Origin of the sequence: Promicromonospora umidemergens (assembly GCF_024171995.1) — a bacterium.
GTDB lineage: Bacteria > Actinomycetota > Actinomycetes > Actinomycetales > Cellulomonadaceae > Promicromonospora > Promicromonospora umidemergens.
In genome coordinates, this window is the sequence record NZ_JAMTCT010000002.1 from 78725 (window position 1) to 97020 (window position 18296).

General features: G+C 73.3%; 20 protein-coding genes and 1 riboswitch. Of the genes, 16 read left to right on the forward strand and 4 right to left on the reverse strand.

Features of this window, described 5'->3' with window-relative positions:
* The first annotated feature begins 44 nt into the window (after nt 1–44).
* Together fmt and APR04_RS03880 are read left to right on the forward strand one after the other, a co-directional pair.
* Nucleotides 45–1013: a methionyl-tRNA formyltransferase gene (gene fmt, locus APR04_RS03875; protein WP_253868084.1), complete on the forward strand. Its 969-nt coding sequence runs from the start codon at nt 45–47 to the stop codon at nt 1011–1013.
* On the forward strand, nt 1010–2590 hold the full coding sequence (locus APR04_RS03880) for an RsmB/NOP family class I SAM-dependent RNA methyltransferase (RefSeq protein ID WP_253868085.1): 1581 nt from the start codon (nt 1010–1012) through the stop codon (nt 2588–2590). Before fmt ends, APR04_RS03880 begins: the two co-directional genes overlap by 4 nt.
* 13 nt (nt 2591–2603) lie before the next feature.
* On the opposite strand, the gene APR04_RS03885 is transcribed toward APR04_RS03880, so the two are convergent.
* The 3 genes from APR04_RS03885 to APR04_RS03895 form a co-directional block, all read right to left on the reverse strand.
* Nucleotides 2604–2897, reverse strand: coding sequence for a hypothetical protein (locus APR04_RS03885; protein ID WP_253868086.1), 294 nt, complete (start codon nt 2895–2897; stop codon nt 2604–2606).
* Between the two features lie 28 nt (nt 2898–2925).
* Nucleotides 2926–3912 carry a DUF3592 domain-containing protein gene (locus APR04_RS03890; RefSeq protein WP_253868087.1) on the reverse strand — a complete coding sequence of 329 codons (987 nt, stop codon included), beginning with the start codon at nt 3910–3912 and terminating at the stop codon, nt 2926–2928.
* Nucleotides 3913–4062: 150 nt separating this feature from the next.
* Nucleotides 4063–4491, reverse strand: coding sequence for a DUF1761 domain-containing protein (locus tag APR04_RS03895; RefSeq protein ID WP_253868088.1), 429 nt, complete (start codon nt 4489–4491; stop codon nt 4063–4065).
* A 67-nt stretch (nt 4492–4558) separates the two neighbouring features.
* Between APR04_RS03895 and rpe the strand changes: the two genes are divergently transcribed.
* From rpe to APR04_RS03950, 11 genes are all read left to right on the forward strand, one after another.
* Nucleotides 4559–5221, forward strand: coding sequence for a ribulose-phosphate 3-epimerase (rpe, locus tag APR04_RS03900; RefSeq protein WP_253868089.1), 663 nt, complete (start codon nt 4559–4561; stop codon nt 5219–5221).
* Nucleotides 5222–5365: 144 nt separating this feature from the next.
* The gene (locus APR04_RS03905) at nt 5366–6667 is read left to right on the forward strand and encodes a sensor histidine kinase (protein WP_253868090.1); all 1302 of its coding nucleotides are present in this window, start codon (nt 5366–5368) and stop codon (nt 6665–6667) included.
* Nucleotides 6664–7374, forward strand: a complete 711-nt coding sequence (locus tag APR04_RS03910) for a response regulator (protein WP_372496060.1) — start codon at nt 6664–6666, stop codon at nt 7372–7374. The genes APR04_RS03905 and APR04_RS03910 overlap by 4 nt, the downstream gene beginning before the upstream one ends.
* 88 nt (nt 7375–7462) lie before the next feature.
* Nucleotides 7463–8131, forward strand: a complete 669-nt coding sequence (locus APR04_RS03915) for a DUF2306 domain-containing protein (RefSeq protein WP_253868091.1) — start codon at nt 7463–7465, stop codon at nt 8129–8131.
* A gap of 69 nt (nt 8132–8200) precedes the next feature.
* Nucleotides 8201–8335, forward strand: a riboswitch (FMN riboswitch).
* A gap of 119 nt (nt 8336–8454) precedes the next feature.
* Nucleotides 8455–9612 (forward strand): bifunctional diaminohydroxyphosphoribosylaminopyrimidine deaminase/5-amino-6-(5-phosphoribosylamino)uracil reductase RibD, encoded by a 1158-nt coding sequence (gene ribD, locus APR04_RS03920; protein ID WP_372496061.1) that lies wholly within the window; start codon nt 8455–8457, stop codon nt 9610–9612.
* The gene (locus tag APR04_RS03925; protein ID WP_253868092.1) at nt 9612–10253 is read left to right on the forward strand and encodes a riboflavin synthase; all 642 of its coding nucleotides are present in this window, start codon (nt 9612–9614) and stop codon (nt 10251–10253) included. Before ribD ends, APR04_RS03925 begins: the two co-directional genes overlap by 1 nt.
* Entirely contained in the window at nt 10250–11677 is a 1428-nt protein-coding gene (gene ribB / locus APR04_RS03930) for a 3,4-dihydroxy-2-butanone-4-phosphate synthase (RefSeq protein WP_253868093.1), read from the forward strand. The genes APR04_RS03925 and ribB overlap by 4 nt, the downstream gene beginning before the upstream one ends.
* Complete coding sequence (ribH, locus tag APR04_RS03935; protein ID WP_253868094.1) at nt 11674–12153, forward strand: 6,7-dimethyl-8-ribityllumazine synthase; 480 nt, start codon at nt 11674–11676, stop codon at nt 12151–12153. The genes ribB and ribH overlap by 4 nt, the downstream gene beginning before the upstream one ends.
* A gap of 202 nt (nt 12154–12355) precedes the next feature.
* The gene (locus APR04_RS03940) at nt 12356–12619 is read left to right on the forward strand and encodes a phosphoribosyl-ATP diphosphatase (RefSeq protein ID WP_253868095.1); all 264 of its coding nucleotides are present in this window, start codon (nt 12356–12358) and stop codon (nt 12617–12619) included.
* A 55-nt stretch (nt 12620–12674) separates the two neighbouring features.
* Nucleotides 12675–13538, forward strand: a complete 864-nt coding sequence (hisG, locus tag APR04_RS03945; protein ID WP_253868096.1) for an ATP phosphoribosyltransferase — start codon at nt 12675–12677, stop codon at nt 13536–13538.
* Between the two features lie 5 nt (nt 13539–13543).
* Nucleotides 13544–14041: a PH domain-containing protein gene (locus tag APR04_RS03950; RefSeq protein WP_253868097.1), complete on the forward strand. Its 498-nt coding sequence runs from the start codon at nt 13544–13546 to the stop codon at nt 14039–14041.
* Between the two features lie 122 nt (nt 14042–14163).
* On the opposite strand, the gene APR04_RS03955 is transcribed toward APR04_RS03950, so the two are convergent.
* Nucleotides 14164–16167: a DEAD/DEAH box helicase gene (locus tag APR04_RS03955; RefSeq protein ID WP_253868098.1), complete on the reverse strand. Its 2004-nt coding sequence runs from the start codon at nt 16165–16167 to the stop codon at nt 14164–14166.
* A 362-nt stretch (nt 16168–16529) separates the two neighbouring features.
* On the opposite strand from APR04_RS03955, the gene clsA reads away from it, so the two are divergent.
* The 3 genes from clsA to APR04_RS03970 are packed head-to-tail and all read left to right on the forward strand — an operon-like array spanning nt 16530 to nt 18294.
* Nucleotides 16530–17084, forward strand: a complete 555-nt coding sequence (clsA, locus tag APR04_RS03960) for a cardiolipin synthase ClsA (protein WP_253868099.1) — start codon at nt 16530–16532, stop codon at nt 17082–17084.
* Nucleotides 17081–17965, forward strand: a complete 885-nt coding sequence (locus APR04_RS03965; RefSeq protein ID WP_253868100.1) for a DUF881 domain-containing protein — start codon at nt 17081–17083, stop codon at nt 17963–17965. The genes clsA and APR04_RS03965 overlap by 4 nt, the downstream gene beginning before the upstream one ends.
* Entirely contained in the window at nt 17962–18294 is a 333-nt protein-coding gene (locus APR04_RS03970; RefSeq protein ID WP_253868101.1) for a small basic family protein, read from the forward strand. The genes APR04_RS03965 and APR04_RS03970 overlap by 4 nt, the downstream gene beginning before the upstream one ends.
* Nucleotides 18295–18296 lie beyond the last annotated feature (2 nt).

Genomic DNA, 18296 nt, shown 5'->3' on the forward strand with positions numbered 1-18296 from the left:
CGCGCGAGAACCCGCGTGCGGCGTGCCGAACCTAGACTGGCCCGGTGCGTCTTCTCTTCGCAGGAACCCCCGAACCCGCCGTCGCCTCGCTCGAGGCACTGATCGGCTCGCGCCACGAGGTCGTGGCCGTCCTGACCCGCGCCGACGCGCCGTCGGGCCGCGGCCGCAAGCTCACGCCGAGCCCCGTGCGCGTCCGCGCAGAGGAGGCAGGGATCCCCGTCCTGACCGACGTCCCGCGCGGCGACGAGTTCATCGCACGCCTGCGCGAGCTGGAGATCGACGCCGCCCCCGTCGTCGCCTACGGGCACATCCTGCGGCCCGCCGTGCTCGCGGTGCCCCGCCTCGGCTGGATCAACCTGCACTTCTCCGTGCTCCCCGCCTGGCGCGGAGCCGCCCCCGTGCAGCGCGCCGTGATCGCCGGCGACGAGGTCACGGGCGCCACCACGTTCCTGCTCGACGAGGGCATGGACACCGGCCCCGTGCTCGGCACGGCCACCGAGACCATCCGTCCCACCGACACGTCGGGCGACCTCCTCGGCCGTCTCGCCGTCTCCGGCGCCGAGCTCCTCGTCGCCACCCTCGACGCCCTGGAGGACGGCACCCTGCAGCCGCAGCCCCAGCCCGCCGACGGCGTCTCCGTCGCCCCCAAGCTCACCACCGACGACGCCCGCGTCGCCTGGACGGCACCGGCGCTCGCGGTCGACCGCCTCGTGCGGGGCTGCACGCCGGCTCCCGGCGCGTGGACGGTGCTGCCGGACGGCTCCCGGCTGGGGCTCGGTCCCGTCGCGGTGCGGCAGGAGGTCACCGACCTGCGGCCCGGCGAGGTGCGTGCGCTGAAGCACGAGGTCCTGGTCGGGACGGCCACGCACGCCGTCGCGCTCGGCGAGGTACGACCCGTCGGGAAGAAGGCGATGCCCGCACCCGACTGGGCCCGTGGCGCAGGGCGCCCGCTCGTCGAGGCGGGCCTCGAGCTGGGCGGCTCCATGACGGGCGCGACGGAGGTGTCGGCATGAGCGGGTACGAGGGAGACGGCGGCAACGCTGGATCGCAGGACGGCGGACCGCGCGACGGCGGCCGGAGCTTCGACGACGACCGCCGCAACTCCTCCGGGCGCCAGCGGTCGGCATCGCGGTCCCGGGGCGACGACCGGTCACGCACGTCGCAGGCGCCGTCGGAGCGTCGCAAGCGCACCGACCCGGCCCGGATGGCCGCGTTCGACGTGCTGCGTGAGGTCGACGAGTCGGACGCGTACGCGAACCTGGTGCTGCCCCCGCTGCTGCGCGAGCGGCACATCCGCGGGCGCGACGCCGGGTTCGCGACCGAGCTGACCTACGGCACGCTGCGCCTCCGCGGCCGGTACGACGCGATCCTTGCGACCTGCGTCGACCGCCCGCTGCCCGGCCTGGACCCGGCCCTGCTCGACGCGCTGCGGCTCGGCGCGCACCAGGTGCTCGGCATGCGCGTCCCCGTGCACGCCGCCGTCTCCGAGACGGTGGGCCTGGCACGCAACCGCGTGGGCGCCGGACCCGCACAGATGGTCAACGCGGTGCTGCGCCGGGTCTCGGAGCGTCCGCTCGACGAATGGCTGTCGATTCTCGAGAAGGAGGCACCGGACGCGCTGACCGGCCTCGCGGCCACCGAGTCGCACCCGCTGTGGATCGCCCGGGCCATGCGCGAGGCGCTGGCGGGCAACGGGCGCGACGCCGACGAGATCGGCGACCTGCTGGCAGCGGACAACGTGTCGCCGCGCGTCACCCTGGTGGCCCGGCCCGGCCTTGTCGACGTGTCCGACGAGGCCGCCTGGGGCGACGTCGACCTCGTCGCAGGCCGCTGGGCGTCCACCGCACTCCGACTGGAGGGTTCCGACCCGTCCGGGATTCCCGCGGTCCGAGAAGGGCTTGCCGGCGTGCAGGACGAGGGCTCCCAGCTCGTGACCCTCGCGCTGGCCGGCGCGCCTCTGGAGGGCCGGGACGAGCGCTGGCTGGATCTGTGCGCCGGACCGGGCGGCAAGGCGGCCCTGCTGGCGGCGCTGGCCGCGCAGCGCGGCGCGACGCTGGTCGCCAACGAGGTGGCGCCGCACCGCGCCCGCCTGGTGGAGAAGACCCTCGCCGCGCTGCCCGACGGCGCGGTCGAGGAGGTCCGGACCGGCGACGGGCGCGAGGTCGGCGCCGACGAACCGGGCGCCTACGACCGCGTGCTCGTCGACGCGCCGTGCACCGGGCTGGGCGCGCTCCGCCGTCGGCCCGAGAGCCGGTGGCGGCGCACGCCGTCGGACCTCGGTGCGCTCACCGCGCTCCAGCGCGAGCTGCTCGCCTCGGCGCTGGACGCCGTGCGACCCGGGGGAGTGGTGGCCTACGTGACGTGCTCTCCGCACCTCGCCGAGACGCAGCTCGTGGTTTCCGACGTGCTGAAGAAGCGCGACGACGTCGAGCGCCTCGACACGCCCGCCGCCGTGCGGTCGGCAGTGCGTGCCGGCGGCGGCGCCGACGAGATCCCGCTGTCGGACCGCGACGACGTACAGCTCTGGCCGCACGTCCACGGGACGGACGCGATGCACCTGACGCTGCTGCGGAAGATGGACCGACGCTGACCCGGTGCCGTCGTCAGCCCGCGCCCGGACCGTCGGCCGTGACCGGGGCCGCACGGGCTCGACGGGCGCGTCGCACCAGCTCGGCGACAGCCACGGGGACAGCCACCGTTGACCCGACAGCACACACGACGAAGGCGCCGACGACGAGCCGTGCCTGGATCTGCCAGCCGGGATCACCGGTCACCTGAACGTTGCGGGGTGCGTCGGGCTGGTAGAGGACGTCCAGGGTGTCGCCCTCGAAGGAGACGCGGTCCTGTGGCGTGACGCTGGTCCTTACCTGGGTGCCGTCCGGCAACGAGAACCGCACGTCGAGCCCGTGGCCGCCGGCACGTGCTTCATGGCCGGGCCGCGTCGGTGCTGGCCCGGGACCGGGCCCTACGGACGAGCGCACCGACAGCTGTCGGGACGGTCACGGCCGTTGCCGCAGCGACCGCGACGAAACCGGTGACGTGGACCCACGGCGGCGAGCCCCCGCTGTTCGGTCCGACCAGCCGGGCGTCGGCCGGGTCGGCCGGCTCGTGGACCACATCGACCGAATCGCCCTCGTAGTAGCCGTTGCCCCGCACCGCGACCTCCGCGCTGCGCTTCGTGCCGTCCTGGATCGGGAACCGGACCTCGAGCCTGCCCCCGCCGTCCCAGACGCTCTTCACGACGACCGCCCGGACGGCGACGCCGGAGCGCCGCAGCGCCGCCGCGTCGCTGACGGCGCTCGCGGCCAGCAGGCCGGCGACCGCCGTGCAGAGAACGGGAGTGATGACCAACAGGAGGACGATCCGGGGTGCCTTCCATCCGGTCAGGAGATCCTGCAGTCCGGTACGGAGACGAGGTCGCGGGCGTGCGGGAGGATCGTCACGTCGGGGGACGATGTCTCCAGGCCGCAGTGCCCGTGCACGCCGGCGGAGCTCGCGGCCCACGACGAGCCCACGGAACAGCAGGTAGAGGGCGACCAGGTCGAGGCCTGCGAAGAGCAGTACCTGGCTGTCGACCAGCGGTTCGTCGACGGCGACGATCCGACCCGGGTGGCGGGGGTCGAAGACGACGTCGAGCCGATCGTTGAAAGCGATGTCGCCGGGCCACCGGTTGAGCGTCGCCTCGAAGTACGGCGGGTCGTCGGGTCGCACGACCACCGTGTCCCGGGCCTTGCGCGCGTGGTCGTAGGCAACCACCCAGGCGTTCACCTCCACCCCACGCTCGGCGAGGATCAGCCGGTCCTGGACGTACTGGAACGTGGCGTAGGCGGGAAACGCGGAGAAGGCGATGGCCACGCAGATCGTGAGGACGAGGCCCCTCGTGCTGGAATCTCTGACCGCTCGGAGGTTCATCCGCACTCCACCCGGCCTCCGCTGCTCTGCCACGGCGTGAGGCTAGCGGCGCGTCCCGATGCGGTGCCGCGATCTGTGGGGTGTGACGCGGGTGAACTTCGCAAGGGCTGTCGGCCGCGCTGTCAGACGTGCGCCTCCAGGAGCGGGCCGTCAGACGCCCGCCGGCGGCCACACCCCGATGATCACGGCCATCACCAGGATCGTGACCAGCTCGTGCGCCAGGTTCAGTGTCGTGAGCGCGGGCGGGCGGCCCTCGAAGGCATCGTGCGTGATCATGCGAGCGGCCGTGAACCCGATCCAGAGCAGGACGGCAGTCACGACGGCAGCGGTGAAGAAGCTGCCCTCGTAGAACTCCCAGGAGATGTAGACGGCACCGGCGAGCACCCACGCGGTCAGGAAGCTGACCACCACGGTCGTGACGATAGGCCAGATGCCCGCGGCCGCGGCCGCCTTCGGGTCCACCTTCGCCAGCCGCATCCAGCGGGTGCCGAACACCTTGGGCGTGTACCAGACGGAGCCCACGACCAGCGTGGACAGCGTGGCGACGAGCACTGCCCAGTAGTTCACCTCGGGGATCATCATTGCTCCCTGTCCGAAGAGACCGCGCGGTTCGGTGGTGCGGGGAGCCGCGCTCTAGGCTGGCATCATGGCAGCCCTCATCGCCCCGAGCATCCTCTCCGCCGACTTCGCGAACCTCGAGCGCGACCTCGGCCGGATCGCCGACGCCGACTACGCGCACGTCGACGTCATGGACAACCACTTCGTGCCGAACCTGACGCTGGGGCTGCCGATCTTCGAGCGGCTCGCGAAGGTCTCGCCGATCCCGCTCGACGCGCACCTCATGATCGAGAACCCCGACCGGTGGGCGCCCGAGTTCGCGGAGGCGGGGGCTGCGTCGGTCACCTTTCACGCCGAGGCGGCGCAGGCGCCGGTGCGTCTGGCGCGGGAGCTGCGCAAGCTCGGCGCACGCGCGGGTGTCGCCCTGCGGCCGGCGACGCCGGTGGAGCCCTATCTGGACCTGCTCGCAGAGATCGACATGATCCTGGTGATGACGGTCGAGCCGGGATTCGGCGGGCAGTCGTTCATCGAGGGAACCCTGCCGAAGATCCGCCGGGCACGGGAGGCCGTCAGCGAGTCCGGCCTGGACGTGTGGATCCAGGTCGACGGGGGGGTGTCCCGCGACACCATCGAGCGGGCGGCCGACGCCGGCGCGAACGTCTTCGTGGCGGGCTCGGCGGTGTACGGGGCGGAGGACATCCCGGCCGAGATCGCGACCCTTCGCGAGCTGGCGGCCAAGCACACCCACTAGACCGCGTCGAGTCCCTGCGACGTCGCCCTCAACAGCTCACTCGATATAAATAGTGTGCCAAGCGGTTTCACCACACTCGTACTTTCGCCCGGTACGGTCACCAGCACGGCCCCATAGGCTGGGGCCGTGTCCTCAGGTCCCCCCGTGACAACGCGCCGGACCCCGTTCGCCCGAGCACGCCGAGCCTGGTCCGCGGTCTGGGACGAGCCGCCACCCGCTGATCCGCCGCTGCGCGTCTGGCGGGACTGGGCGCTGGTGGGAGCTCTGGTCCCGGCCGTGGTGATCGAGGGGATGGTGCGGCCCGACCTGCCGGGCCGCTGGCTCCAGGTGGCTGCCGCGCTGCTCCTGATCCCCACGCTGCTCTGGCGCCGGACGCACCCCCTGCTGCCCGTGGTCGCCACGACGGTGGTCACGACCGTGGTGATGCTGGTCATGGGGCGTACCGGGGACCTGGTCACGGCGGTGTTCGGCGTCGTACTGATCTACGCGCTGTTCCGGTGGGGGAGCGGGCGGAACATCGTCGTCGGCGCCGGCCTCCTGGCCGTCGCCCTCGGCCTGCCCTGGGCTCTGGGGCACGACACGGGCGGCGACGCGCTGGGTGGGGCATCGGTCGTCGCGGCGCTCGGCGCCACCGGGCTGGCGGTCCGCTTTCGGGCGGCTGCCCGGCAGCGCGCGCTCGCGCAGGCACGGTCGCAGGAGCGGGAGCGCATCGCGCGGGACATGCACGACGTCGTGGGACACCACGTCTCGGGCATCGCGGTGCGAGCGCAGGCAGGCCTCGCTCAGGCCGCTGCCCGGCGAGGTCGCTCCGACGGCGGCGACGGCGGCGACCCGCTCGAAGCGGCGCTGCGCGTCATCGAGACCGAGGCGAAGGACACGCTCGTGGAGATGCGTGCCCTGGTCCGCACCCTGCGCGAGGACGAGCCGGGCGCGGACGGCCCTGTCACGCCCGACCCTGTCACGCCCGACCCTGTCACGCCCGACCCTGTCACGCCCGACCCTGTCACGCCCGACCCTGTCACGCCCGACCCTGTCACGCCCGGCAACCGCCCCGTCGAGCACGGCCCGCAGGCCGCCGACGTCGTCCGGCTGGCCGCCGGGCCGCCGTCACCCGTGATCGTCACGGTCCGGGGCGAGGTCGGTGGCGTCCGGGCCGACGTCGGCGCGGCGGCCTATCGCATCGCGCAGGAGTCGGTCACCAACGCGCGCCGCCATGCGCCTGGACGGACGCGGGTCGAGGTCGCTCTCACGGTCGGGGCCGAGGTGCTCCGGCTGCGCGTCTGGGACGACGGCGGGCCGCCGAGCTCGCCGTTCGCACCCGGAAACGGGATCGCCGGGATGCAGGTGCGTGCTCGGGAGCTGGGCGGCGACGTCACCGCGGGCCCGGAGCCGGCGGGCGGATGGGCCGTTGCGGCGGTCCTCCCGCTGACGGGCGGGCGCTCGTGACGGCCCCGACACCAGGGCCGGGTCCGGAACGCCCGGCGGGCCGCGCCCTGACCGTGCTGGTCGCCGACGACCAGGAGATCGTCCGCACGGGCCTCAGCATGATCCTCGCCGTCCAGGACGGCATCGAGGTCATCGGTGAGGCGGCCGACGGCGCAGCCGCGGTCGAGCTCGCCAGGCAGCTCCGGCCCGACGTCTGCCTGTTCGACATCCGGATGCCCGTGCTCGACGGGATCGAGGCGACCAGGATGCTGGCAGGCCCCGGAGTCGCCGACCCGCTCGCCGTCGTCGTCATCACGACGTTCGACCTGGACGAGTACGTCTACGCGGCCCTCCGTGCGGGCGCGCGAGGCTTCCTGCTCAAGGACGCGGGCCCGGCCCTCCTGGCCCAGGCCGTGCGCGCCGCCGCCGTCGGCGACGCGCTCATCGCACCGAGCGTCACGACACGCCTGCTCAGGGCCTTCGCCGACGCCGGGCTCGCCGCGCCGCCCGCACAACCCCTCGACCCGCTGACCGCACGCGAGGAGGAGGTGCTGCGCGCGGTGGCACGCGGCCGGACCAACACCGAGATCGCGCACGAGCTGTTCGTCACCCTGAGCACCGTCAAGTCGCACGTCGCGAACGTCATGACGAAGGTCGGCGCGCGCAACCGCGTCGAGGTAGCCCTCTGGGCGTACGACACCGGGCGGGTGCGGACCGGACGGCCCTGACATCTCACCGGGCAGGTCGTACTTTCGGCCGGGCCAGGCCGGCCGGACGGCCGATGACGCGGCCGTGCCCGGCCGCGACGCTCGGTACATGACAACGTCCAAGGCAACAACGTCCAAGGCGATGAAGACCCGGGCCGGGAGCAACGAGTGGCTCGTGCTCGCGGGACTGCTCCTGCTGACGATCGTCCCCTCGATCGGCGGCGCCGTCCGCGTGAGCGAGCTCGCCTCCGACCCAGCCGTCACGGCGGAGAACGCCCGGTTCGTGACCCAGCCCCTGCCGGTCCTGGTCCACATCGTCTGTGTGACGGTGTACGGGATGCTCGGCGCTCTCCAGTTCGCGCCAAGCCTGCGGCGGCGCAGCTGGCACCGTCTGGCCGGGCGGGTCCTGGTCCCTGCGGGCCTCGGCGTCGCGCTGACCGGGCTCTGGATGACCGCGTTCTACGACCTGCCGGCCAAGGACACGGTGGTCGTCAACGGGGTGCGCTACGTGGTCGGCACGGTGATGGTCGTGGCGATAGTCCTGGCAGTGCGGGCGGTCCTGCGGCGCGACTTCATGACCCACTCGGCGTGGATGACGCGTGCCTATGCGCTGGCCATGGGGGCCGGTACCCAGGCGGTCCTGCTGGGGCCGTACACGCTCGTCGTCGGCACCCCGGGCCCCGTGTCCTTCACGATCCTCATGACCGCCGCATGGGTCATCAACGCGGCCGTCGCCGAGCTGGTGATCCGGCGGCGCCGGGTGCGCGGCAGCGTGTGACGGGTCTGTGACGCACACCATGCCGTCCGCCCCGCGAGATATGGCATGCTGGCAAGAAGCAGTACGCACACACGTGCTCCGGGGTCGGTGTAATTCCGAGCCGGCGGTAACAGTCCGCGACCCGCGTCCTCCGCAAGGGGGACCGGTTGATCTGGTGGAACTCCAGGACCGACGGTGAAAGTCCGGATGGGAGGAAGCACGTGCGGCGTCGCCGTCCCCTGGGACGTGCGTCGCCGTGACGTCGTGCGCGCGGGCTGGGTCCGAGAGGTCCCGTCCGCGTACCCGTCGTCCACCCCGGAGCGCCGAAGCTCGGGGAGGACAGCATGACCAAGGCACCGCAGGGCAGTGCCGCGCCGCAGCAGACGGCGCAGCGCACGGTGCGACCCGCCGTCTCGACCGCGGTCGAGAGCGCCATGCGCCGCGCCCTCGCACTGGCCGCGCAGGGCCCGCCCCACGGCCCGAACCCGCGCGTCGGCTGTGTGCTCCTCGACCCGGACGGCCGCCCGGTCGCAGAGGGCTTCCACCGTGGCGCCGGCACCCCGCACGCGGAGGCGGCGGCCCTGGCCGCGGCCCGCTCGCGCGGCGTCGACCCGCGCGGCACGACGGCGGTCGTCACGCTCGAACCGTGCGCCCACCACGGCCGCACCGGGCCCTGCGCCGACGCCCTGGTCGACGCAGGCGTCGCCGCCGTGCACCTGGCGGTCAGCGACCCGAACCCGGTCGCGGCCGGGGGAGCGGCCACGCTGCGAGCCGCGGGGATCGAGGTGACCACAGGCACCCTCGCGGACGAGGGCGAGGAGCTGCTGCGGCACTGGCTGCACGCGGTTCGTACCGGCCGGCCCTACGTGACCCTGAAGCTCGCCACCAGCCTTGACGGCAGGGTCGCCGCAGCGGACGGGACGAGCCGCTGGATCACGGGCCCGCAGGCACGTGCCCACGCCCACACGGTCCGTGCGCAGGTCGACGCGATAGCCGTCGGCTCGGGCACCGCACTGACCGACGACCCGTCGCTGACCGCCCGGACGATCGACGGCGGGCTCTTCGAGCACCAGCCGCTCCGGGTGGTGCTCGGCCGCAGCGCGGTGCCCGGCGACGCCCGCCTGCGCGGGCCCGGCGGCCCCCTGCTGCACCTGCCCGAGCACGACCTCGCCGTCGTGCTCGGCCTGCTCGCGGAGCGCGAGGTGCGCCACCTCCTCGTGGAGGGCGGCCCGACCCTTGCGACCGCGCTGCTGGCGGCCGACGTCGTCGACGAGCTGCACGCGTACGTCGCGCCTGTGCTGCTCGGCGCGGGGCCGACCGGCGTAGGGGATCTCGGCGTCACCACCATCGGCGCGGCAGCGCGCTTCACCACTCACGACGTGACCCGGCTCGGGGACGACGTGCTCATGGTCGCGCGCCGCACACAGCCCGTCACGAACCCGCAGCCTGCTCACGCACGCCAGAACGGTCGGCCCAGCCGGCCCACCAAGGAGGAGATCTGATGTTCACCGGAATCATCGAGGAGCTCGGCTCCGTCGTCGCCCTCACCCGGCCCGACGGCGACGACGGCTCCGACGCCGTCCTGACGGTGGCGGGCCCGCTCGCCGCGTCGGACGCCGGCCCCGGCGACTCGATCGCCGTCGACGGGGTGTGCCTCACCGTCACCTCGGTGGCCGACGGCGCGTTCGTGGCCGAGGTGATGCCGGAGACCCTGCGCCGTAGCTCGCTCGGCGGCCTCGTCCCGGGTGCGGCGGTCAACCTCGAGCGTGCGATGCCCGCGAACGGCAGGCTGAGCGGGCACGTGGTCCAGGGGCACGTCGACGGCGTCGCGACGCTCGTGCGGCGCACGCCCGGGCCGCGGTGGGACGACCTCGCGTTCGGCGCGCCCGCCGCGCTGACCCGGTATGTCGCCGAGAAGGGTTCCGTGGCCCTCGCGGGGGTCGCGCTCACCGTGACCTGGGTGTCGGACGAGGGGTTCGGCGTGTCGCTCATCCCGACCACGCTCGCCGCGACGACGCTCGGCGGGCTCGCCACTGGCGACCTGGTCAACGTCGAGGTGGACGTGCTCGCGAAGTACGTCGAGCGGCTGATGGCGGCCGGCACGCAGGTTCCCGCGGTGCCGGCGACGGAGGTCGCGCGATGAGCGCCGGGCTCGTGGAGCAGGCCCTCGCCGAGCTCGCCGCCGGCCGACCGGTCCTCGTGGCCGACGACGCGGGCCGGGAGAACGAGGTGGACGTGGTGCTCGCCGCGAGCACGGCGACCGCGGAGTGGGTGGGCTGGACGGTGCGGCACTCGTCGGGTTACCTGTGCGCCCCGATGCCCGCCCACCGGGCCGACGCGCTGGAGCTGCCGCCGATGGTGGAGCATAGCGAGGACCCCCGCTCCACCGCCTACACGGTGTCGGTGGACGCAGCGGTGGGCGTGACGACGGGCATCTCGGGTGCGGACCGGGCACGGACGCTGCGGGTGCTGGGCGACCCGGCGTCGGGCCCGCGGGACCTGATCCGGCCGGGACACGTGCTGCCGCTGCGTGCGCGGCCGGGCGGCGTGCTGGAGCGTGCGGGCCACACCGAGGCAGCGGTGGACCTGGTACGGCTCGCCGGCGGCGCCGGCCGGGACCTTGGCGAGGTGGGCGCGATCGCCGAGCTCGTCCGGGACGACGGCGACGTGCTGCGCCTGTCCGAGGCGCGGGCCCTGGCCGCCGAAGCCGGGCTCGAGGTGCTGACGGTCGCGGACCTGGTGGCGTGGCGCCGTGCGCACGACCCCGCGCCGCTGCCGGGCGACCCGCTGCCGGGAAGCCCGGCGCCCGACGCCGCCCCGGCCGTCCGGGTGCGCCGGGTCGGCGAGGCGTCGCTGCCGACCCGGCACGGCGACTTCCGGGTGGTGGCGTACCGGGACCTGCGCTCGGGTGCCGAGCACCTGGCGCTGACCCCGGTGGCACTGTCCGGACCGCGGCGCGAGGGCTCGGCACGCGGGGTCCTGGTGCGCGTGCACTCGGAGTGCCTGACCGGCGACGCGCTGGGCTCCCTGCGGTGCGACTGCGGCCCGCAGCTGGAGGCCTCCCTGGCGGCGGTGGCGGCAGAGGGCGGCGCCGTGGTGTACCTGCGGGGCCACGAGGGCCGGGGGATCGGTCTGGCGGCGAAGATCCAGGCGTACGCGCTGCAGGACGGCGGCCGGGACACGGTCGAGGCGAACGTGGACCTCGGGCTGCCGGTGGACGCGCGGGAGTACGGCGCGGCGTCGGCGATGCTGGCGGATCTCGGGCTGGACGGCGTGACCCTCCTGACGAACAACCCGGAGAAGGTGTCGGGCCTGCGGGAGGCGGGTACGGACGTCGTCGGGCGGCGGGCGCTCGTGGTGGGTCGCGGGGTGCACAACCACCGCTACCTGGAGACGAAGCGCACCGTGCTGGGGCACCGCATCGCGAAGCTGGACCTGACGGAGCTCGGCTCGACCGAGCTCGGCGGGGCAGCAGCGGACGTGACCGGCAGGAACGGTGGCAGGCATGCGGAGATGAGGCTGGCGATGAACCCGGTAGTGAACGAGGACGAAGGAGCATGCGCATGAGCGGCGCTGGAGCACCGAAGGTGACTGTCGACGGGACCGGCCTGCGGGTCGTGGTGGTGGCGGCGAGCTGGCACGAGCAGGTGATGGACGGTCTACTGGCCGGGACCCGCAGGGCGCTGGCGGAGTCCGGCGCCGACTGGACGGAGGTCCGGGTGCCTGGCTCGTTCGAGCTGCCGGTGGCGGCTGCGCGTGCGGCCGCCGGGGGAGCCGACGCCGTCGTCGCGCTGGGCGTGGTGATCCGTGGCGGGACGCCGCACTTCGAGTACGTGTGCTCCGCCGCGACGACGGGGCTGACCGACGTGAGCGTGCGTACGGGCGTCCCTGTCGGGTTCGGCGTGCTGACGTGCGACGACGAGGCGCAGGCGCTGGACAGGGCCGGGCTGGAGGGCTCCCGCGAGGACAAGGGTGCCGAGGCGGCCGAGGCGGCGGTCGCCACGGCGGTGACGCTCAGGGACCTGGTGCCCGCGCCGCAGTGACCTGTACCGGGCGCCGCCACCCTTCCTCGGTGTCACTCGGATTAATAGTGTGCCAAGCGCTTCAACCGCACCCATAGTCCGCTGAAACACGCACCACCGCCAAGAAGGAAGGGGGCGGGAGCGGCCCGCGCCAGGGGCGCGACATGGCCAGTACGTGGGACGGCGGCGGGTGGTGACCCCGGAGCCCGACTAGGCTGGGCCCGTGAAGACCTTCGAGACCCTGTACGCCGAGCTGACCGAGAAGGCCGAGACCCGTCCAGCGGGTTCAGGCACCGTGGCCCAGCTGGATGCCGGCGTCCATGCGATCGGCAAGAAGGTGGTCGAGGAGGCCGCCGAGGTGTGGATGGCAGCCGAGTACCAGTCGGACAGCGAGACCGCGGAGGAGATCTCCCAGCTCCTGTACCACCTGCAGGTTCTGATGGTCGCCAAGGGACTGACTCTCGAGGACGTGTACACGCATCTGTAGCGAGGCCCGAGCCTCGCACCCAGATCCGACGTACACCCAGAGAGGAACCAACCACATGCTGCGCATCGCCGTCCCCAACAAGGGTGCCCTGTCCGGCCCCGCCTCCGAGATGCTGCGCGAGGCGGGCTACCGCCAGCGCCGCGACACCCGCGAGCTCGTGCTCGCCGACCCGGAGAACGACGTCGAGTTCTTCTTCCTGCGTCCGCGCGACGTCGCGGTCTACGTGGGCACCGGAACCGTCGACGTCGGGGTCACCGGCCGGGACCTGATGCTCGACTCCGGCGCCGACGCGGTCGAGCACCTCGGCCTCGGGTTCGCCCGGTCCACGTTCCGGTACGCGGCGCCCGCCGGGCCGGGCCAGGCCGACCCCGTGACGCAGGTGAGCGACATCGCCGGGCGGCGCGTGGCGTCGTCGTACACCACGCTCGTGGCCCAGCACCTCGCGAAGCAGGGCATCGAGCCCGCCGCGATCGTGCACCTGGACGGCGCCGTGGAGTCGAGCGTGCGGCTCGGCGTCGCGGACGTGATCGCCGACGTCGTGGAGACCGGCACCACCCTGCGGGCCGCGGGCCTCGAGGTCTTCGGCGACCCGATCCTGCGCTCGGAGGCGGTGCTGATCCGGCAGGCGGACGTCGAGCAGCCGGCCGGCCTGAACATCCTGACGCGGCGGCTCGAGGGCGTGATCACCGCCCGGGAGTACGTGCTCATGGACTACGTGGTCCCCGCTGCGCGGCTCGAGCAGGCCGTGGCGATCACGCCGGGCAAGGAGTCCCCGACCGTCTCGGCGCAGCACCACAGCGCCGCCTGCGCGGTGCGCGTCATGGTGCCGCGCAGCGAGACCAACCAGATCATGGACGCGCTGTACGACGTCGGTGCGCGCGCCATCATCGTGACGTCGATCCACGCCTCCAGGCTGTAGGCCTCATGGGCGCGGAGACCGGCAGCAGCGCCCCCGGCACCGGCCGGGGCGGGAACCGCTTCCGTGCCTTCCGCGGCCGCTTCGGCACGCCGACGGCGTACGGGCTGGCGCTGCTCGTCGCAGGGGGCTGCACGTTCGTCGCGCTGGCCGCGGACAACGCCGACACGGCGAACCGGGCGGGGATCATCGTGTTCGGTCTGCTGGGCGCCGTCATCGCCTGGCGGTTCGGTGCCGTGCGCGCCCTCCCGGACCCGACCGGCCTGACCGTCGTGAACTACGCCAAGCGCCGCCGGCTGTCCTGGGCCGAGATCGTGAGCGTGCGGTTCGGGCCGAACGACCCGTGGGTGCACCTCGACCTGGCCGACGGCGACGTGCTCGCCGTCATGGGCATCCAGCGCGCCGACGGCGAGCACGGCATGGCCGAGGCCCGCCGGCTGGTGGCGCTCGTCGCCGAGCTCGGCGAGGCGCCAGAGCCCGACCGGGACGAGCCCGACCAGAAGTAGCAGCCGCCCACCCCGACAGCAAGACACCCGGACAGCAAGAACGGCGGTCGAGCCTGCCGAGACCTGGTCTCGGCAGGCTCGACCGCCGTCGTCATGCGACTGCTCGTCGAGCGTCAGCCGGGTCAGCGGCTGGTGCGCGCGTCCCAGTGGGGTGCGGTGCGGGCACGGGGGCCGCGCTCACCGTCCGGGCGGCGGTGGTCGCCACCGCTCCGGGGCGCACGGTCGCGGTCGCCGCCGGTGCGCGCCGCGGGGCCGCGGTCGAGCGTGATGCGCAGCGGCTTGCCGGCCACGCGGGCACGGGCCAGGCGGTCGAGCGCGTCGTTGTCCAGCGGCGCGATGATGTCCACCAGCGAGAAGCTGCCGAAGATGTCGATCTTGCCGACGTCGGCGCCGGTGATGCCGCCCTCGCCCGTCAGCGCACCGACGATCCCGCCCGGCTGCACGCCGTGCGTGTGGCCGACGGCGATGCGGTAGCGCGTGCCACGGGCCGGACGGCGGATGCCGCGCTCGCCCTCGGAACGGGCGCGCGGGGACCGGTCACCGGACCGCTCGTGGCGGTCGCCGTCGCGGGTGTTGCGCCGGGCCGCGGCCGACTTGGCCTCGGTCCGCTCACGCTCGTACTCCTCCTGCTCCGCACGGGCACGGGGACCGTCGTCGCCCACCGCGAGCGCCGCCATGGCGGCTGCGATCTCGACGGGGTCGGTGCCGGACTCTTCGGCGTAGGTGCGGATCATCTCGGTGTACATGTCGAGGCGTCCGGCTTCGCGGCGTGCCGCGACCTTGCCGAGGGCGCGCTTGACCTGGTGGGCCGAGACGTCGCGGGGGGAGGGGATCTCTACCTCTTCGAGCGTGGCGCGGATGGTGCGCTCGATGCTGCGGAGCTTGCCGCGCTCGTGGGGGGTGACGAAGGTGAGTGCTTCGCCGGTGCGTCCGGCGCGGCCGGTGCGGCCGATGCGGTGGACGTAGGCCTCGGGTTCTCCGGGGACGTCGAAGTTGACGACGAGGCCGATGCGGTCGACGTCGAGGCCGCGGGCTGCGACGTCGGTGGCGACGAGGACGTCGAGGGCGCCGGAGCGGAGTCGCTCGACGATCTTCTCGCGTTCCTTCTGGGCGACGTCGCCGGAGATGGTGGCGGCGGAGATGCCCTTCTCGATGAGGGCTGAGCCGACGTCTTCTGCGGCGCCGCGGGTGCGGGTGAAGACGATCGCGGCGTCGGCGTCGGACGTCGACAGGACGCGGGCGAGGGAGCCGACCTTGTGGCGGAAGGGCACGACGGCGTAGGTCTGGCGCACCGCGGTGACGGTGGAGGCCTGCCGGGTGACGGCGATCTGCACGGGGTCGGTCATGTGGTGGTCGGCGACCTTGCGGATGGCCGGGGGCATGGTCGCGGAGAAGAGGGCGACCTGGCGCTTGGCGGGTGCCTGGCCGAAGATCTCCTCGACGTCCTCTGCGAAGCCCATGCGGAGCATCTCGTCGGCCTCGTCGAGGACGAGGAAGCGGATGTCGTCGAGGCGGAGGGCGCCGCGGTCGAGGTGGTCCTTGATCCGGCCGGGGGTGCCGACGACGACGTGGACGCCGTCGCGCAGGGCGCGCTGCTGGGGGATGTACGGGGCGCCGCCGTAGACGGGGAGCACGCGGACGTCGTCGAGCTCGGACGCGAACGACTCGATGGCGTCGGCGACCTGCATGGCGAGCTCGCGGGTGGGGGCCAGGACGAGGGCCTGGACCTTGCGGAGCTTGGGGTCGACGGCGGCGAGCAGCGGGAGGCCGAACGCGGCGGTCTTGCCGGTGCCGGTCTGGGCGACGCCGGTGATGTCGCGGCCGGAGAGGAGCTCGGGGATGGCGCGGGCCTGGATGGCCGAGGGGGTGACGAAGCCGAGCTTGTTGACCGCTGCCATGAGGGGCGCGGGCAGGTTGAGGCTGGCGAAGGTCGGGCCGGTGGGCTCGGGGGCTTCGACGGGCTCGGGGGTGGTCTCAGCCGTGGTGGCCGCCGGGGTGGTTGCCTCGGGGGCCGTGGGCTCGGAGGGGGTGACTGCCTCGGGGGCCGTCTGGTCGCCGGTGTCGGCGATGTCCTGCTCGGTGTCCTGCTCAGCAGGCGCGATCAGGTCATGGGTGTCGATAGACATGCAGTGCTGCACCGTTCGTCGTCGCGGGCGGAGTCAGGGCCGAGGTGAGGGCCCTCGCGTCGCTCGCTCCCGAAACACCTTCCCCGCAGCCAAGGCTGCGGGCCTGCCTCGCACGTTATGTGCACACACGGGAAGACGACGAACTCCAAGGGGATGTGCACCACCCTATCGGCTGCTGGGGGCTTCGGCACAGGTGTGGGGAGCGTGACGTGCAGCACGGGGGGTGATGTCGTGCGTGGTGGGGGGCGTGGTGGGGTGGTCGGACGGCGCGCCAGTGCGGATACGCAACGGCCGCCGCGTAGGATGGCAGCCGAGACGAACCGGCGTGAACAAGGGCGGTGTACGTGTCTGCTGGGGCGGAGATGAGCTCCCGGGTCCTGACTGTGCCCAACGTGATCAGCCTGGTGCGGCTGGCGCTCGTGCCGGTCTTCGCCGTGCTGATCGTGCTGGGCGAGGACGGTTGGGCGTTGCTCGTGCTCGCGGTCTCGGGCGTGTCGGACTGGCTCGACGGTGTGCTGGCCCGTCGCCTGAACCAGGTCACCCGGTTGGGGCAGGTGCTGGACCCGTTCGCCGACCGCCTGTTCATCTTCGTGACGCTGATCGGCCTGGCCTGGCGTGAGGTGGTCCCGCTGTGGCTCTTGGTGGCGATCGTGGCGCGCGACGTGCTGCTGGCGCTGACGGTGCCGGTGCTGGCCCGCCTCGGGTACGGCACGCTGAACGTGACCCTGGTCGGCAAGGTCGCGACGTTCGCCCTGTTGTACGCGTTCCCGCTCCTGCTGCTCGCGGAGGTACCGGGCTGGCTCGGTGCCGTCGCCCACGTGGTGGGCTGGGCCTTCACCTGGTGGGGTGTGGGCCTGTACTGGCTGGCGGGGCTGCAGTACGTGGCGCAGGTACGCCGGCTGGCGGCCGGGGCATGACCGCACCGGGTCCGTCGGAGGGTGCAGCGGGTCGCCGCCCGGACGAGTCGATGACCCTCCTGCGTGAGGTCACGGAGCGTCCGTTGGACCCCGGGTACGCGCAGATGGCGCAGCGGCGCGCGCAGGCGGGGGAGACGACGTCGCGGCGCGGCGTGGTGAGCGTGGTGACGTGGCTGCTGGTGGCGGTCCTGCTCGGCGCGGCGACCGCGATCGCGGTACGCGAGCTGCGAGCGCCGCAGCCGTCGGTGGCGAAGGGGCGCACGGTGCTGATGGAGCGGATCCAGGAGCGTGGTGCTGCGGTGGAGGGGTTGTCGCAGCGGTCGGTGGAGCTCGCTGCGGAGGTGGACGGGTTGCGGGACGGTGGGTTGCTGCCGTCCGCGTTGGTGGAGGTCAACGAGCTGGACCGGTGGGTGAGCGGTGCGGTGCCGGTGCGGGGTCCTGGCATGGTGGTGCGGCTGACCGACGGTTCGGGTGGCGGGCTGGTGGATCCGGGTGATGCGCCGGCGGACTCGCGGGTGCGGGACGCGGACGTGCAGTTCGTCGTGAACGAGCTGTGGGCGGCGGGTGCGGAGGCGATCGCGGTCAACGATGAGCGGTTGACGTCGTTGTCGGCGATCCGGAACGCGGGTGACGCGATCCTGGTGGATCTGCAGCCGTTGAACGGGCCCACGTACACGGTGGAGGCCGTGGGGGACGCGAAGGACATGCAGGCCGAGTTCGCGCGGTCGGCGGGGCTGGGGTTCCTGCAGCTGCTCAGCGCGGAGTACGGCATCGAGAACGAGGTGACGACGAGCGAGGGGATGTACCTGCCGGGTGCGGGTTCCCCGACGCTGCGGTTCGCGCGGACGACAGAGGACCGATCCGAGGAGGACGACGGATGATCGCGATCGTGGGGCTCGTGGTGGGGGTGGTCGCCGGCCTGGTGCTGCAGCCGACCGTCCCGTTGATGCTGCAGCCGTATCTGCCGATCGCGGTGGTGGCGGCGTTGGATGCGCTGTTCGGGGGTCTGCGGGCGATGCTCGACGGGTTGTTCGACGACAAGGTGTTCCTGGTGTCGTTCCTGTCGAACGTGGTGGTGGCCGCGTTCATCGTGTTCCTCGGTGACCAGCTCGGTGTGGGTGCGCAGCTGTCGACGGCTGTGGTGGTGGTGCTGGGTATCCGGATCTTCTCGAACGCTGCCTCGATCCGTCGGCACATCTTCAAGGCGTGAGC